The organism is Providencia sp. PROV119 (assembly GCF_028482435.1).
Taxonomy (GTDB): domain Bacteria; phylum Pseudomonadota; class Gammaproteobacteria; order Enterobacterales; family Enterobacteriaceae; genus Providencia; species Providencia stuartii.
In genome coordinates this window covers 26,092-40,570 of sequence record NZ_JAMPQL010000022.1, presented here as the reverse complement: position 1 = coordinate 40,570, position 14,479 = coordinate 26,092, and the positions used below count along the sequence as shown (strand labels likewise).

At 52.3% G+C, this 14,479-nt stretch carries 17 protein-coding genes; 13 read left to right on the top strand and 4 right to left on the bottom strand.

The annotated features are described in order from the left end of the window. The first annotated feature begins 57 nt into the window (after positions 1-57). Genes PSF11_RS16080 through PSF11_RS16030 form a run of 11 tightly spaced genes read left to right on the top strand, consistent with a single transcriptional unit; the run spans position 58 to position 5,825 of the window. Positions 58-306, top strand: coding sequence for a hypothetical protein (locus PSF11_RS16080; protein WP_350244850.1), 249 nt, complete (start codon positions 58-60; stop codon positions 304-306). Continuing rightward, positions 299-580, top strand: coding sequence for a hypothetical protein (locus PSF11_RS16075; RefSeq protein ID WP_000044823.1), 282 nt, complete (start codon positions 299-301; stop codon positions 578-580). Before PSF11_RS16080 ends, PSF11_RS16075 begins: the two co-directional genes overlap by 8 nt. Further along, positions 555-1,229, top strand: coding sequence for a hypothetical protein (locus PSF11_RS16070; protein WP_000344149.1), 675 nt, complete (start codon positions 555-557; stop codon positions 1,227-1,229). The genes PSF11_RS16075 and PSF11_RS16070 overlap by 26 nt, the downstream gene beginning before the upstream one ends. Then, complete coding sequence (locus PSF11_RS16065) at positions 1,222-1,728, top strand: hypothetical protein (RefSeq protein ID WP_000566443.1); 507 nt, start codon at positions 1,222-1,224, stop codon at positions 1,726-1,728. The genes PSF11_RS16070 and PSF11_RS16065 overlap by 8 nt, the downstream gene beginning before the upstream one ends. 5 nt (positions 1,729-1,733) lie before the next feature. Continuing rightward, positions 1,734-2,045, top strand: coding sequence for a hypothetical protein (locus PSF11_RS16060; protein ID WP_002210541.1), 312 nt, complete (start codon positions 1,734-1,736; stop codon positions 2,043-2,045). An 8-nt stretch (positions 2,046-2,053) separates the two neighbouring features. Beyond that, positions 2,054-2,554 carry a hypothetical protein gene (locus PSF11_RS16055; RefSeq protein WP_000647188.1) on the top strand — a complete coding sequence of 167 codons (501 nt, stop codon included), beginning with the start codon at positions 2,054-2,056 and terminating at the stop codon, positions 2,552-2,554. Positions 2,555-2,557: 3 nt separating this feature from the next. Beyond that, positions 2,558-3,985, top strand: a complete 1,428-nt coding sequence (locus PSF11_RS16050; RefSeq protein WP_000936897.1) for a DNA cytosine methyltransferase — start codon at positions 2,558-2,560, stop codon at positions 3,983-3,985. Then, positions 3,985-4,641, top strand: coding sequence for a hypothetical protein (locus tag PSF11_RS16045; RefSeq protein WP_000268552.1), 657 nt, complete (start codon positions 3,985-3,987; stop codon positions 4,639-4,641). Before PSF11_RS16050 ends, PSF11_RS16045 begins: the two co-directional genes overlap by 1 nt. A 55-nt stretch (positions 4,642-4,696) precedes the next feature. Beyond that, a complete protein-coding gene (locus tag PSF11_RS16040; RefSeq protein ID WP_000464630.1) occupies positions 4,697-5,314 on the top strand; it encodes a hypothetical protein in 618 nt (205 codons plus the stop codon). Positions 5,315-5,326: 12 nt separating this feature from the next. Then, entirely contained in the window at positions 5,327-5,521 is a 195-nt protein-coding gene (locus tag PSF11_RS16035) for a hypothetical protein (protein WP_231138427.1), read from the top strand. 25 nt (positions 5,522-5,546) lie between these two features. Then, the gene (locus PSF11_RS16030; protein WP_000746034.1) at positions 5,547-5,825 is read left to right on the top strand and encodes a hypothetical protein; all 279 of its coding nucleotides are present in this window, start codon (positions 5,547-5,549) and stop codon (positions 5,823-5,825) included. A 90-nt stretch (positions 5,826-5,915) separates the two neighbouring features. Here the strand turns inward: PSF11_RS16030 and PSF11_RS16025 are convergent, their stop codons facing one another. The 4 genes from PSF11_RS16025 to PSF11_RS16010 are packed head-to-tail and all read right to left on the bottom strand — an operon-like array spanning position 5,916 to position 9,443. Further along, positions 5,916-6,404: a hypothetical protein gene (locus PSF11_RS16025; RefSeq protein ID WP_000467110.1), complete on the bottom strand. Its 489-nt coding sequence runs from the start codon at positions 6,402-6,404 to the stop codon at positions 5,916-5,918. A 14-nt stretch (positions 6,405-6,418) separates the two neighbouring features. Further along, positions 6,419-8,611 (bottom strand): DNA topoisomerase III, encoded by a 2,193-nt coding sequence (locus PSF11_RS16020; protein WP_000366823.1) that lies wholly within the window; start codon positions 8,609-8,611, stop codon positions 6,419-6,421. Then, positions 8,611-8,844 (bottom strand): hypothetical protein, encoded by a 234-nt coding sequence (locus PSF11_RS16015; RefSeq protein ID WP_001191890.1) that lies wholly within the window; start codon positions 8,842-8,844, stop codon positions 8,611-8,613. Before PSF11_RS16015 ends, PSF11_RS16020 begins: the two co-directional genes overlap by 1 nt. Beyond that, the gene (locus tag PSF11_RS16010) at positions 8,826-9,443 is read right to left on the bottom strand and encodes a hypothetical protein (protein WP_001249395.1); all 618 of its coding nucleotides are present in this window, start codon (positions 9,441-9,443) and stop codon (positions 8,826-8,828) included. The genes PSF11_RS16015 and PSF11_RS16010 overlap by 19 nt, the downstream gene beginning before the upstream one ends. A 167-nt stretch (positions 9,444-9,610) precedes the next feature. Here PSF11_RS16010 and mobH point away from each other — a divergent pair, with 167 nt between their 5' ends. Together mobH and traD are read left to right on the top strand one after the other, a co-directional pair. After that, positions 9,611-12,583, top strand: a complete 2,973-nt coding sequence (gene mobH / locus PSF11_RS16005; RefSeq protein WP_001326173.1) for a MobH family relaxase — start codon at positions 9,611-9,613, stop codon at positions 12,581-12,583. After that, positions 12,580-14,445 (top strand): conjugative transfer system coupling protein TraD, encoded by a 1,866-nt coding sequence (gene traD / locus PSF11_RS16000; RefSeq protein WP_000178857.1) that lies wholly within the window; start codon positions 12,580-12,582, stop codon positions 14,443-14,445. The genes mobH and traD overlap by 4 nt, the downstream gene beginning before the upstream one ends. The last annotated feature ends 34 nt before the right edge of the window (positions 14,446-14,479 follow it).

Here is a 14,479-nt window from a genome sequence, read left to right as displayed (position 1 = left end):
ATCGAGCTGGCCCCTGGGCGATTAGAAGGCATCATCAACGACATCGTTGAAAACGACATGACGACGTTTCATTGCCACAAGACCGTGCACTCAAAGTCAGGTGGTGAATGGGATGAAGAGGGTAACTATGCACCTTCGGGACAAGAGTCGATGTGTGCCGGTGCTGCGGCTTACTTGATGAAAATAGGCAGGCCGACAGTGGCTATGCGAATTGCCTTTGCGTTTGGTGATGCAAAGGTGTCCGACTGGGACGAAGCTCAAGAGCTGGTTGTCGAGCCTTTGGTACAAGGGGACCGAAATGAGTAAGCGATATGCGGTAGTGCCGCATCCGAAACTGAAACGAGAGTACAAAGGTCGGCTGGTCAGAACTACTCGGGTACTAAAAAACGGCTGGGGGTTGATCCCTCTAGGGGCTGTGGCAACGGTCACGCATCAGTCTCCCAAGGGATCAGAACTGACCTTTGAACCATGCGACTGCTGCGGCCTGAAAGCCATTATCAGTCATGTAAGCATGGACTCCATTGAATTTATCGAACCGATTACTGAGGAAGAAGATGGACGAGAACAAGCTCAACATTGAAACGGTCGATGGGCACAACGAGCTGGTAGTCAGCTTTTTGTCCAGAATGGTAAGCCTGAGTGACGAGGAAAAGCAGACAGTATTGTCCTGCCTTCCGGACACCGGCAAACAAACAATCACCCAGCTCTATGAGGCGCTGCGTTCTCAAGGGCACCAGGATCTTGCAGAGAAAGTCGAACCATACCTCCAGCAGGGGGTGTTTGGGCCGATCTTCGATAACGCCAAGTCCAAGGTGTTCGTTCGGGACGAAGCGCCTTTTTTCCTCATGGATGAAAATCCTTTGAACTGGGATGACGCTAAAGCATTCAATCGCCTACGTATGAGTACGACCTGTGTTCTTGGCCGTGGCGGCTGGACTATCGGTGAGCGCTTTGATGACCGCTTTGATACCGAGGTGGGCGGAACACAGCTTATCGTCACTCAGTCACTCAACGAAAAAGGTGAGATTGAAGGAGGACTTCCTACCTCGATGTCGCTGAATGACTTTGCTGAGTTCCCTAAACAGCCAAGGCCTCCTCAAATAGTCGATTACCAGGAAGACAAGCGATACACGCTTGAGGAAGCGGAAGCTATCCCTGAGCTCGCACCAGTGGTTCAGCGTCTGAAAGAGCGCATCGAAGAGTATGAGGAGAGAAGAGCCCATGATTGACCTGACATGCCGCCTTTGTGCTGGTTCCGGTGTTTATGACTTTTCCCCTTCCAAAGAAACCTGCGGTATGTGCCAAGGGCATGGGAAATTTGTTGACGCCAAAGCAATGCTGGTGGCTGCCATCGAGCTGGCAAAGAAGCAACGCGAGCCTGTCATTGAAGTGGTAATGGGGTTGGTGCTCCAGGGTGTGGATGTTAGAGGGAAGGAGCCTGGAGAGCGGTTCAAGGCTGCTCAGGCCTTTAACGCCCCAGGGCACAACCTATTACGATACGGGTGGGATGCTTGGGAGCTCTATGCCCTCCATGAGGGTGTAAGTCCAGAACTTGCATCGCTTGGCCGAAGTGTGATGCGCGAGTGGCATAGCCATTCATGGGGCCGGTTCAGTGGAGAGGTAGGCTTTAACGCCGCCGAGATCATGATCAAACAGGCCAAAGACAACCCAGAAAAAGCAGAAGAGCGCTGGGCGTTCCTGCTTAGTGAAGAATGGATGGTGGAGTAATTGTCGTGACAGAACAAACCAATAAGAAATTGATGCTGGATGAGTCTCCAGATATGCCCCTGCAATTCAAGTGGAGAAAGTTTGGTGGTGCGATTTTTACTGCCACGCAAACAATGGAGCACGTCAAGGAAGGACGTAAGCTCGGGCCGACTCCAGCAGGGATGCTACCTCAAGAAGTGTGGCTGAACCGCCTGATCGCTATGGAAGAAACCCTGCCACGAGGGAAGTTTTTTGACAGATTCCGCCGCCGCGACAAAAACGAGCAGTATGACTTGGCCGCCGATCATCTCCGTCTTGTCGGACAGAAAAAGCGATAGGGGGATAGATGAAAGCCCAGGCATACCCACCATCAGTCATTCGTAAAGGCGCTGTGTTGTACGCAGCCCTTTATTACATCTCTGATGATGATAAAGCAAAGGTCGAGGTTACAGAGTGGATAGTTCGCTCTATTCAGAAACGACGCAACTCAACCAGCGATCAACGCTATGTCAATCTTGCCCAAAAGTTAGATGGGATTACGTGGGGGAAAAGGTCACGGAAGAATGGGGACTTTGGTTGGTTGCCATCTATACCGAGCTGGTGCTTGAAGCAGTTCCGGGAAGGTGGCGAATTGCCTTTTGGCGTTTATACGACGCGACTGGCCGCTCTCAAGTTTGCGAAAGTCAGCTTGCAGGAAGAGGTCCAATATTGCGAGGCCGAGCTGAAAAAGGCTCAGACAGAAGAGGATACTCAGGAACTCCAAGAGGAGCTGGCGGAGAACCAGAGACTTCTGAAAGCTGCTGGAGCAATGGTGAAGCGCGAGCAAAACAAGAAGAAAAGAGGTTGACCAATGTTACCGATCGTCTCCCCCTCCGTAGTAACCAAACAACTTGCGTTCAATCGAGTAGGCGATAAACGCAAGGTTAGGGTTTCGTCCAACTTTTTGGATGTTATGGGGTTCAAGCCAGGTATGGGCATCGCCGTTGAGCCAGGGGAGGGGATGGGCGGTTTTTCGGTGATCCCAGCGACCGATGAACTACAGACACACCAGGTTTATCAGCGCCGGTATCAACCAAAGAGTCGCTCCAACAACCCGCTGGAAACCGTTATTGAGTTTTCTGGACAAGGGCTCATAGATAAGTGCTTCCCTCGCTATACAGAGCGTTTCCACGTCGAAATGCGAAAAGGTCGAGTAGTCTTCACTCCCGTCGCAAACAGAGCCTTTGCCATTGCTGATCGGTTCAGAAAAACCAGCCCTTTCCGTGCCTTTGTGGCATTGACTGGCGGGGTAGACATTCATGTTATGGAATCGCTTGGCTGGAAGGCTGAGATTGTTTTGGAACATCGTCCAGTTGAAGCCAGAGACAGAGCATCCGGGCGGAACCTGAGTGAAGTACATGCGCTCAATACGCTGGTGAACAGCTCCCCGCGTATCCTGCTGAATGAAGACATTCATCACCTGGAGCTGGATCGCCTTGGAGCCTTGCTGGCGGAGTGCCCACCAATTGGTTTGGCCCATTACTCGTTGGGGTGTGATGACCACTCAAACGCCAAAAGTCCAAGGGACAAAGAGCGTTCTCTTGAAGATCTCTCCACCATGCTCGACATGGTTTACCCGGCACTAAAACAGATCGAGGTCGTGAACCCTGCCGTCGTGCTGGTGGAAAACGTCCCGAACTTCAAAGCATCCGGAGCCGGGGCGATGATGGGAACGACACTGCGGCGGATGGGGTACTTCCTCACTGAGATGGTCTTGAACGGTCTGGATTTCGGCGCGTACCAGGGGCGAGAACGCTATTACATGGTGGCGTCGGTCTTCCCTGGGTTCGTTCCACCGAAACCTGAGCAGAGAGCTGGTGGACGATTGTGGCCGGTGATCGAGAAGCACCTCGGGGATTGTGCAGACGTCACAGCGTTGAAGTCAATTCAGGCCAGAGAGTCAACTTCTCGCAGGATGCCTGCGTTCTTGACGAGAGAAAGCACCAGTTGCCCGACCATCCTCAAGTCTCAGGATCGTGGGGTAAAGGATGCAGTGTACATCCAAGACGGTGGCCGCATTTACAAGCCATCGGTCGATCTGGTTCAGGAGTTGATGTCGATACCTGATAGCTTTGATATTTCGTGGATGGCAAAAGAACAAGCGACAGAAACACTTGGGCAGAGTGTGGATTACAGATTGCATTCAGCGGTCATGGCCGCAGTTCGGGATCACCTGAATGTGAATTGCGGTCGCCATACCGTGGTGCAGCACGGTATCAGAAGTAAGGAAGGTAAATAATGGCAGTCATTTACTACGGCGAGGGAACCCATGACGCCGGTTTCGTCGGGTTCCGTGTCGCACGAACAGTTGGGGTGGCGGATGATTACCGGCAGGAATACTTCTCCTTGAGAGAGTATTCCTACGCAACAGCTCACCGGCTGGCCTACAGCTTGGACCGAAAGTGGGAAGCTGAGGCAGAAGAGGTGAAGCGTCAGAATAAGACTTGTAAGCGGCGACGCAACTCCGGGCCAAATATCATTGCTGAGGGGCTGAGGGCTTATATCAGTATCGAGAACCGGAGCCGGATGGGGGTGAAGAGAACCTACTTCGCACCTTGTTTTCTCGTCACAAAGCCAGGCTACGGCAATGGGGATATTGTTTTCAGGATTTCCACTCATGGCTACGCAGAAGCCTACGAAAAGGCGGTGGAAAAATATTGTGAGATCCATGATTTGACGGATGAGCAGTATGTTGAGTTGCTTGACCGTATGCCGAGTACAGAGGTGTTCACTGGATACCTGCTGAATGCTCTTTTAATACGCGGTCATCGCGCCACAAAAGCTGAAATACTGAGTAAGCTGGGGGCTGCGAAGAATGAAGATGACATCACCAATAGCAAAGGGAAAAGCGGCCACAACAGAGTGCGTTGCCCAGAGTATCGGTGGGCGCAATAACAGCGCCAGATGTTCAAACCATGTTTTATAGCAACACCTCTTTGGGGGCGGAATTATGTTTTTTGATAACAAAGTAGAATCTCACTCGCTCGTAATGGGAGCCAGCGGGAAGGGCAAATCGGTCTTGTCCGAACAAGTGCGGAAAAACGCGAGGCTGCGCGGTGATCTGCTGGTGGATACTGAGATGTACCGTGAAGGTCGAGGGTTGAAACCATACGAGCATGAGTACGCTCGTCGCTTAGTTCTGGGGCTAAGTGGACCGTTGCCGCGTGAACTGCGTGGGAAGCCGGTGACGGTTATCTCTGATGTGTCCAGACCAAAAAAGGTAAAGCGTCAGCCAAAGCAATTTGTTAAGACCGTAAATGGCGTCACCCTTGAACGCCAATTGGTGGCAGATGCAAGAGACCAGTTGGAAATGCAAACAGGCGTCTGGCTCAAACAACCTCAGCTCATCGAGCTGATGGAAGAGTCGGGCATAGACGAAACTCTAGCCGATTTTGGTGAGGCTGAAACACAGATCCGAGAAATGCTGGCGGATGCGTTGGCGATGAAACTGGTAGGGCGCTCATGGCCCAAGTGTGGAGCCCTCTATAACGCGGCAGAAAAGTCCGACGTTAACTTTTCCTCCGAGCTTGATGCTGCGGCAAAAGAAGCTGGATACATGGTTCGCTGAATGGGATTTGGTGTGGACAAGATAGATCGGCAAAGTTGGCTCGTTAAATTCAGGCGAGCGAAGTGTCAGGACACTTTAGACACGATGCGGGATGCGGCCATTCGCAACTATGAAGGGAATATTCGTGTTATCGCGGATATTGTATTGGCCCATGAGGCGAGAGAGACAGAAATTGAAAAAGGGATGTTTTGTCTAATAGTTAGATAGTCTGATGAGCTATCAGGTGGTGATTATGAAAAAGAGAATACTTCATCTGCCCGTAAAAAAGATTTACTTCGATCAGATCAAATCTGGAGAAAAACCAGATGAATATCGCCTCGTCACAGACTACTGGATAAAAAGACTAGAGGGGCGCGAGTATGATGAAGTCCATGTTAAGTGTGGCTACCCAAAGGCTGGAGATATGTCCAGGATAGAGATTCGTCCTTGGCGTGGCTTCTCAAGGAACGTCATAACGCACCCGCACTTTGGAGATTATCCGGTTGAAGTATTCGCCATCCATGTGAATTGATTTTGGTATTCTGATTTAAAACTATTGTAGCTCAGGTATCAAAAGAACTTGGGTAATTAAAGATAAGGGGCCGACGGCCCCTTAATTGTTTTAGTTTGTGAATATTGAACAATCGAGGTGGGATAGCGCTTGTTCGTAGCTACCTTTGTTGTTCGTCTTACGCAGTGCCACCAGCTCAACAATCAATTGGCTTAAAGCCAGTGATTGAGGCTCCCAGACGCGCTTGCATTTGTCAGCCATGTTGGCATTTACGTCTGTAATGACGTAGAGGAAATCAGGGACGTCTTTCAAGGTCCCCAGGCCTTTTGCCATATCAACAGCCTCAGGGTTTTGATAGCTTCGAGTGGCGCTCAGGTCATCGTGGGAAATATAGCTGGCAGATGTCTCAGCGAAACCTAACACCATGCCTTTTCCTGCGCTTTTTGCAATGGCCGAGCCGATAGCTAGAGTTGGCATGATGGCCTGACCTATTTGGCGGGTAGATGCAGTTGCCAAGCCTGAGGCGATGTTCTTCCCGGCATCTTCGGCAGTGGCAGAGCTGGTTGTGAGCATCGCAGTTAAAATGATTTTTCCAAACATACTTAATTCCTCTATCAATCCATAAAGTCCGACTTTTTGAAGGGCATAGTGCCTTTGCAATCGGGATACGCTGTGCAGCCCCAGAACTTAGAGGCTCGTTTCTTGCCAGGGGCTTTTCCTTTCCTGAGACGCATCGGGCTACCGCAATCTGGGCAGTCTGGACAATCCTCCGCCGCGATACGTTTCTCGGGTTTCCCTCGGTTGTCTGGGAACGTCTTCTTGCAAGCCTCGTTCTGGCAGCCCCAGAAAAAACCGTTCTTCCCTTTGATCCGGTGCATCTCTCCACCGCAGTTGAAGCATTCGTGTGAAGGAGGCTTCGCGCCCTCGAAGGCTTTAGCCATCGCGCCACCTTCTTTGGTCAGAACCGGTGCGGCCACTTTGAGCTGCTCAACCATTTGGCAGATCCAGGTGGAAATCTGCTTCATGAAGACAGACATGTTCCCGGAGCCGGAGGCAACTTTCTCAAGCTCCTGCTCCCAAGCCGCAGTCATGCCGGGTGATTTGATGGCTGGTGGAAGCACTGCTATAAGCGCATGAGCCTTATCAGTTGCAAGCAGTACCTTTTTCTGACGCTTGAAGTAGCCTTTATCAACAGCGCCCTGGATGATGCTTGCGCGTGTTGCTGGAGTGCCTAAACCGGCTGTGTCTTTGAGGATTTGTTTGAACTTCTCCTCAGTCACGAACCGGGCAATGTTCTCCATCGCGGCAAGCAATGTGGCTTCGGTGAAGTGCGGTGCTGGCCGCGTCATTTTGTTTGCCAGCTCGGCCCCATTCAGCAAGGCAGGTTCGCCCTGGCTAACCCTGGGGAGCTTCTCTTGTTCAACCGGCGCGTCGGTGTCTTCCCCCTCGTCCTTGGGACTGCTTTCACTATCAGAAGCAAACAAAACCTTCCAGCCTTGTTTGGTAGGTGTCTTACCAGCGGACGCAAAGAGGTGACGCCCACACTGCACCTCGATGGAGGTTTTGGTGAACTCGAACTCGCTGTAGAACTGCGCGATGTAGAAACGACGGATGGCGTCGTAAAGATTGAACTCGATCTCAGACATGGCACTGATGTCTGTTCTGGCCGGTGTTGGAATGATCGCGTGGTGCGCGGTCACTTTGGCGTCATTGAATACCCTGGCCTTGCGATGAGGATCTGCGCCAGCCACCAGCCCAGAGACGTTCTGATCGGACAAAATGAGCGCCTGGAGAATGTCCGGAATGTCTTCCTTTTGGCTCTCGGGTAGATAACGACTGTCAGTACGAGGGTAGGTGGTCGCTTTGTGCGTCTCGTACAGAGCTTGAGCTGCATCCAGTACCTGCTGAGCTGTGTATCCCCATCGTTTGCTCGCGTATTGTTGCAGCGACGTTAGATCGAAGGGGAGGGGGGCTGACTCTTTACCTGGTTTGGTTTCTGCTTTGCTGATAACAGCATTGGCACCATTGACCTGGGAGGCTACCTGCTCGGCATAGGCCTTATTGACGCACCGGCCTTGCTCGTCACTGCACTCTTCTGGTGGTATCCATTGGGCGGCAAACTGTCCATTCTGTACGGACACGTTCACACCCAGAGTCCAGTATGGTGAGGGGGTGAAACCGGCGATCTCTCGGTCCCGTTGACAAACAAGAGCGACGGTTGGGGTGATAACCCTGCCAACGTGAAGAGTGTGGTTGAAGCCGACATCTCGGGCCAGCACTGTGTAGAGGCGGCTCACGTTCATGCCTACCAACCAGTCAGCGCGTTGCCGTGCCAATGCGGCGTAGTAGAGTGAGACCGTATCCTTGCCATCCTTTACGTTGTTCAGCGCTTTCTTGATGCTTGACTCATCGAGAGCCGTCAAACAAACTCGGCGAATAGGGCCAGAGTAGCGGAATCGATCCAGAAGCGAACGGGCGATAGCCTCACCTTCTCGGTCGTAGTCCGTTGAGATGTAGATGGTGCTCGCCTTTTTGACCAGTCCCTCAACAATTTTGTACTGTTTGAACGCACTCTTGCGAACGTTGTACCGCCATGACTCTGGTGCAATAGGGAGGGTCTCCAGTGACCATGACTTGTAGCGTTCGTCATAATCGTCTGGCATATACAATTCCAGCAGGTGGCCGAACGCCCACGTAATAACGCGGTTTCCTCCATCATGGAGAAATCCATCACCTCGTTGGGAGGCCTTCATTACGCCAGCCAAATCTTTTGCCTGAGAAGGCTTCTCGCAGATATAAAGGTCCATTAAGCAGCTCCTCTCATCTTTGATTCCAGATTCGCCAGCTCAGTCCAGCTTTGAGCCAGACCTTTGACTTCGGGGTAGTCTCTGGAGAGGTTTTCGAGGACTCCAGAAATGACATAGGCCGCTTCGCTGGAATTACCCCTCGAACCGGCCTCCTGGAGCATGATTAATAAAGCGTCGAAGAGCTCAGCCTTACGGCCTAGCTCTGTCTGGTTTCTTATTTCAGAGCTTTGCATGGGTTCACCACTGAATAGGGACGCACGGACTCGCGCACAATGCGGCGATCTGCGTCAGTTACAGCCTGACTGGTGCAAAAGTGCGTCCAGGCATTCAGATAATCTTTATAGGTGTGGGTAGGTGGTATGCAGCCGGTTACAACGTCCTTGGGGATGTTTGTGGTTCCCTCGGCTTCCACAAAGCGCCAATCGTGCTCGTCCATACCTTTGCCACCATCGCAATAGCGTTCCCAGCGTGACAACTCGTACAGCGAGTAGCCTTTGCCTTTATTCATGGACTTGAAGGTATTGATGGCTTCGTTGACATCCCCGTGCTGTTTGATCCCTGCTGGAGTTTTATCTGAACCAGCGGAGTCATCTTTGACCTTGTTCATCGTTGCGCTGACATTACCGTCGCCCAGCACATGGATATAACCAGGTTGACGTAATGCAGCACCACCGCGCCCCATGTTGTCCCATGCCATCGACAGTTCCCGGCTAACTCGGGCAGGTTTGTCATTTTCGGCAGGGGCAGTCTGGGGCTGAGGCTTTTGCTCGGGGGCGTTAGAGGCACACCCGGCCAGAATTGCCACTCCCAGAATTGCTATCAGTTGTCTCATCGTGTCGTTCCTCATAAAAAATTGTCGATGAGCCCATTCTAAAAGGGGGGGGATGGAAAGCTGGTTTCTCAAACTGCCCAAATTGGACAGATAGGCGTGTGTGCGATCTAAAGGTGTTTTGAGAGCATGTAGCGACGAGAAATACGATAGGAATATGGTCAACCTACATGCTGAAAGCCCTTAACAAGTTATTTGGTGGGCGAAGTGGAGTGATCGAGACCGCGCCGAGCGTCAGAGTGTTGCCGCTTAAAGACGTGGAAGATGAAGAAATCCCTCGATACCCACCTTTTGCCAAGGGCCTGCCAGTGGCCCCACTAGACAAGATACTGGCAACCCAAGCTGAACTGATTGAGAAAGTGCGGAACTCTCTCGGTTTCACTGTGGACGACTTCAACCGGCTTGTTTTGCCGGTGATCCAGCGGTATGCCGCGTTTGTTCACCTGTTGCCAGCTTCCGAATCACACCACCACCGTGGCGCTGGTGGTCTGTTCCGACATGGGCTTGAAGTGGCCTTCTGGGCAGCTCAGGCATCTGAGTCAGTTATCTTTTCCATCGAGGGGACGCCTCGTGAACGCCGTGACAATGAGCCGCGTTGGAGACTGGCGAGCTGTTTCTCCGGGCTGCTGCATGATGTGGGTAAACCGCTCTCGGATGTGTCCATTACGGACAAAGACGGGTCAATCACATGGAACCCGTATTCGGAGTCACTTCATGACTGGGCACACCGTCACGAAATCGACCGTTACTTTATCCGGTGGCGCGACAAGCGACACAAAAGACATGAGCAATTCTCGCTGCTGGCGGTGGATCGAATTATTCCGGCTGAGACTCGGGAGTTTCTGTCCAAGTCTGGCCCGTCCATCATGGAAGCGATGCTGGAAGCTATCTCAGGAACCAGCGTCAATCAGCCTGTGACCAAGCTGATGCTTCGCGCTGACCAAGAGAGCGTCTCACGGGACCTTCGCCAGAGTCGTCTCGATGTGGACGAGTTCTCCTATGGTGTGCCTGTCGAGCGGTACGTGTTCGATGCCATCCGCCGCCTGGTTAAAACCGGAAAATGGAAGGTCAATGAGCCAGGCGCGAAAGTCTGGCACCTCAACCAAGGTGTATTCATTGCCTGGAAACAGCTTGGGGACCTTTATGACTTGATCAGCCACGACAAGATCCCCGGTATTCCACGAGACCCTGACACACTGGCCGACATTCTCATCGAACGTGGTTTTGCTGTACCAAACACGGTGCAGGAGAAGGGTGAACGTGCGTACTACCGCTACTGGGAAGTTTTGCCTGAGATGCTCCAGGAGGCGGCGGGATCGGTGAAGATCTTGATGCTCCGACTCGAATCAAACGACCTGGTGTTTACGACTGAGCCTCCTGCGGCTGTTGCTGCGGAAGTTGTTGGTGATGTTGAGGACGCTGAGATTGAGTTCGTTGATCCTGAGGAAGTCGATGACGACCAAGAGGAAGATGTGTCAGCTCTGAACGATGACATGTTGGCCGCAGAGCAGGAAGCAGAGAAAGCTCTAGCTGGTCTTGGCTTTGGTGATGCGATGGAGATGCTGAAAAGCACCTCAGATGCTGTCGAGGAGAAACCAGAGCAAAAAGATGCTGGATCAACGGAATCATCTAAGCCTGACGCTGGCAAGAAGGGTAAGCCGCAGAGCAAACCGGGCAAAGCAAAACCGAAGAGTGATACAGAGAAACAACCCCACAAACCAGAGGCAAAAGAGGATTTGTCCCCTCAGGACATTGCCAAAAACGCACCACCTTTGGCAAACGACAATCCGTTACAAGCACTCAAGGATGTTGGGGGTGGACTGGGGGACATCGACTTTCCGTTTGACGCATTCAGCGCATCGGCAGAGACAGCCAGCACTGACGCAACAAACTCAGAAATCCCAGATGTGGCAATGCCCGGAAAGCAAGAGAAGCAGCCAAAACAGGACTTCGTTCCACAAGAACAAAACTCCCTGCAGGGCGATGACTTTCCAATGTTCGGTAGTTCTGATGAACCGCCATCATGGGCGATTGAGCCGCTCCCTATGCTGACTGACGCACCAGAACAAACAACACCAGCGCCAGCAATGCCACCTACGGACAAACCTAATCTGCATGAGAAAGACGCAAAGACCTTACTCGTTGAGATGTTAGCCGGGTACGGAGAAGCATCGGCGTTGCTTGAACAAGCGATCATGCCTGTTTTGGAAGGTAAAACGACGCTGGGCGAAGTCCTATGCCTGATGAAGGGTCAAGCCGTCATTTTGTACCCGGATGGCGCTCGGTCGCTGGGTGCGCCGTCAGAGGTTCTCTCGAAGCTGTCCCACGCCAACGCGATTGTTCCAGACCCGATTATGCCAGGTCGCAAAGTTCGTGATTTCAGCGGAGTGAAGGCAATTGTACTGGCGGAGCAGCTTTCAGATGCAGTCGTAGCGGCCATTAAGGATGCCGAGGCGTCAATGGGGGGATACCAGGATGCCTTTGAGCTCGTCTCTCCCCCTGGCTTGGATGCAAGCAAGAATAAGTCTGCACCGAAACAACAAAGCCGAAAAAAGGCGCAGCAGCAGAAGCCTGAGGTTAACGCCGGTAAACCCTCGCCTGAACAAAAGGCGAAAGGTAAGGACTCCCAGCCACAGCAGAAGGAGAAGAAGGTCGATGTTACTTCTCCGGTTGAAGAGCCGCAGCGCCAGCCGGTCCAAGAAAAACAGAACGTGGCTCGCCTTCCTAAGCGGGAGGTTCAACCAGTGGCTCCTGAGCCCAAAGTTGAGCGTGAGAAGGAATTGGGACACGTCGAGGTGCGAGAAAGGGAAGAGCCAGAGGTTAGGGAGTTTGAGCCGCCTAAGGCGAAAACAAACCCGAAAGACATCAACGCGGAAGATTTCTTGCCGTCTGGTGTTACGCCTCAGAAAGCACTCCAGATGCTCAAGGACATGATCCAAAAACGCTCGGGCAGATGGCTCGTGACACCTGTCCTGGAAGAGGATGGCTGCTTAGTAACCAGTGACAAAGCCTTCGACATGATTGCCGGTGAAAACATCGGCATCAGCAAACACATCCTCTGCGGGATGCTGAGCCGGGCACAGAGACGGCCTTTGCTCAAGAAACGTCAGGGAAAACTGTATTTAGAGGTAAATGAAACATGACAATGAGTTATGACCCGCTCGCCTACGAGATGCCGTGGCGGCCCAACTATGAAAAAAATGCTGTAGCAGGCTGGCTTGCCGCCTCCGGCGCGGCTTTGGCCGTAGAGCAAGTCAGCACGATGCCTCCGGAGCCCTTCTATTGGATGACGGGGATCTGTGGCGTGATGGCGATGGCTCGTTTGCCAAAGGCTATCAAACTTCACCTGCTCCAAAAGCATTTGAAGGGGCGTGATCTGGAGTTTATTTCTATTGCGGAGCTCCAAAAGTACATCAAGGACACGCCGGACGATATGTGGCTTGGTAGTGGGTTCCTGTGGGAAAACCGCCATGCCCAGCGCGTGTTTGAGATCCTGAAACGCGACTGGACTTCCATCGTAGGGAGAGAGTCCACGGTCAAAAAGGTTGTCCGGAAGATACAGGGTAAGAAAAAGGAGCTGCCAATCGGCCAGCCCTGGATTCACGGGGTAGAACCCAAAGAAGAGAAGCTGATGCAGCCACTCAAGCACACTGAGGGGCATTCGCTGATCGTTGGGACCACCGGCTCGGGCAAGACCCGTATGTTCGACATCCTGATTTCACAGGCCATTCTGCGTGGGGAAGCCGTGATCATCATAGACCCGAAAGGGGATAAGGAGATGCGGGACAATGCACGACGTGCCTGTGAAGCTATGGGGCAGCCGGAAAGATTCGTCTCATTTCATCCAGCATTCCCGGAAGAGTCGGTGCGTATCGACCCTCTGCGTAACTTCACCCGCGTGACTGAAATTGCAAGTCGTTTGGCAGCGTTGATCCCGTCCGAAGCAGGGGCCGACCCGTTCAAATCATTTGGATGGCAGGCACTGAACAACATCGCTCAGGGCTTGGTCATCACTCATGATCGTCCCAACCTGACAAAGCTCCGCCGATTCCTTGAAGGTGGCGCTGCTGGCTTGGTCATCAAGGCCGTTCAGGCTTACTCAGAGCGAGTTATGCCCGACTGGGAGGCAGAAGCAGCGGCTTATTTGGAGAAAGTCAAAAACGGTTCGCGTGAGAAGATCGCTTTCGCGTTGATGAAGTTCTACTACGACATCATCCAACCTGAGCACCCAAACTCTGATCTGGAAGGCTTGCTGTCGATGTTCCAGCACGACCAAACCCACTTCTCCAAGATGGTGGCGAACCTCCTGCCGATCATGAATATGCTGACGTCCGGGGAGCTAGGCCCTCTGCTGTCTCCAGACTCATCTGATCTGAGCGACGAACGCCAGATCACTGATTCCGCAAAAATCATCAACAACGCTCAAGTTGCTTATCTGGGGCTCGACTCCCTGACCGACAACATGGTTGGTAGTGCTATGGGGTCCATCTTCCTGTCAGACCTGACAGCGGTTGCCGGTGACAGATACAACTACGGCGTCAACAACAGACCCGTAAATATCTTTGTTGATGAGGCTGCTGAGGTGATCAACGACCCGTTCATCCAGCTCCTGAACAAAGGTCGCGGTGCGAAACTTCGTCTTTTCGTTGCAACTCAGACTTTTGCTGACTTCGCAGCTCGACTGGGTAGCAAAGACAAAGCGCTCCAAGTGTTGGGGAACATCAACAACACGTTTGCTCTGCGTATCGTCGATGGTGAAACACAGGAGTATATCGCAGATAACTTGCCGAAGACCCGGCTCAAGTACGTCATGCGGACTCAAGGCCAGAACTCGGATGGCAAGGAGCCCATTATGCACGGAGGCAACCAAGGCGAGCGTTTGATGGAGGAGGAAGCTGATCTGTTCCCAGCCCAGTTATTGGGAATGCTTCCGAACCTGGAATACATAGCCAAAATTTCAGGCGGAACAATCGTAAAAGGCCGTCTGCCCATATTGACCCAGTAAGAGCAGAGCTATGTGTGACAAGAAGTATAGAAAT

What these genes read in the sequence shown, in the direction of transcription:
- PSF11_RS16080 (WP_350244850.1), top strand. Translation starts at nt 58, where the DNA reads ATGACGACGTTTCATTGCCACAAGACCGTGCACTCAAAGTCAGGTGGT.
- PSF11_RS16075 (WP_000044823.1), top strand. Translation starts at nt 299, where the DNA reads ATGAGTAAGCGATATGCGGTAGTGCCGCATCCGAAACTGAAACGAGAG.
- PSF11_RS16070 (WP_000344149.1), top strand. Translation starts at nt 555, where the DNA reads ATGGACGAGAACAAGCTCAACATTGAAACGGTCGATGGGCACAACGAG.
- PSF11_RS16065 (WP_000566443.1), top strand. Translation starts at nt 1,222, where the DNA reads ATGATTGACCTGACATGCCGCCTTTGTGCTGGTTCCGGTGTTTATGAC.
- PSF11_RS16055 (WP_000647188.1), top strand. Translation starts at nt 2,054, where the DNA reads ATGAAAGCCCAGGCATACCCACCATCAGTCATTCGTAAAGGCGCTGTG.
- PSF11_RS16050 (WP_000936897.1), top strand. Translation starts at nt 2,558, where the DNA reads ATGTTACCGATCGTCTCCCCCTCCGTAGTAACCAAACAACTTGCGTTC.
- PSF11_RS16045 (WP_000268552.1), top strand. Translation starts at nt 3,985, where the DNA reads ATGGCAGTCATTTACTACGGCGAGGGAACCCATGACGCCGGTTTCGTC.
- PSF11_RS16040 (WP_000464630.1), top strand. Translation starts at nt 4,697, where the DNA reads ATGTTTTTTGATAACAAAGTAGAATCTCACTCGCTCGTAATGGGAGCC.
- PSF11_RS16030 (WP_000746034.1), top strand. Translation starts at nt 5,547, where the DNA reads ATGAAAAAGAGAATACTTCATCTGCCCGTAAAAAAGATTTACTTCGAT.
- PSF11_RS16025 (WP_000467110.1), bottom strand. Translation starts at nt 6,404, where the DNA reads ATGTTTGGAAAAATCATTTTAACTGCGATGCTCACAACCAGCTCTGCC.
- PSF11_RS16020 (WP_000366823.1), bottom strand. Translation starts at nt 8,611, where the DNA reads ATGGACCTTTATATCTGCGAGAAGCCTTCTCAGGCAAAAGATTTGGCT.
- PSF11_RS16015 (WP_001191890.1), bottom strand. Translation starts at nt 8,844, where the DNA reads ATGCAAAGCTCTGAAATAAGAAACCAGACAGAGCTAGGCCGTAAGGCT.
- PSF11_RS16010 (WP_001249395.1), bottom strand. Translation starts at nt 9,443, where the DNA reads ATGAGACAACTGATAGCAATTCTGGGAGTGGCAATTCTGGCCGGGTGT.
- mobH (WP_001326173.1), top strand. Translation starts at nt 9,611, where the DNA reads ATGCTGAAAGCCCTTAACAAGTTATTTGGTGGGCGAAGTGGAGTGATC.
- traD (WP_000178857.1), top strand. Translation starts at nt 12,580, where the DNA reads ATGACAATGAGTTATGACCCGCTCGCCTACGAGATGCCGTGGCGGCCC.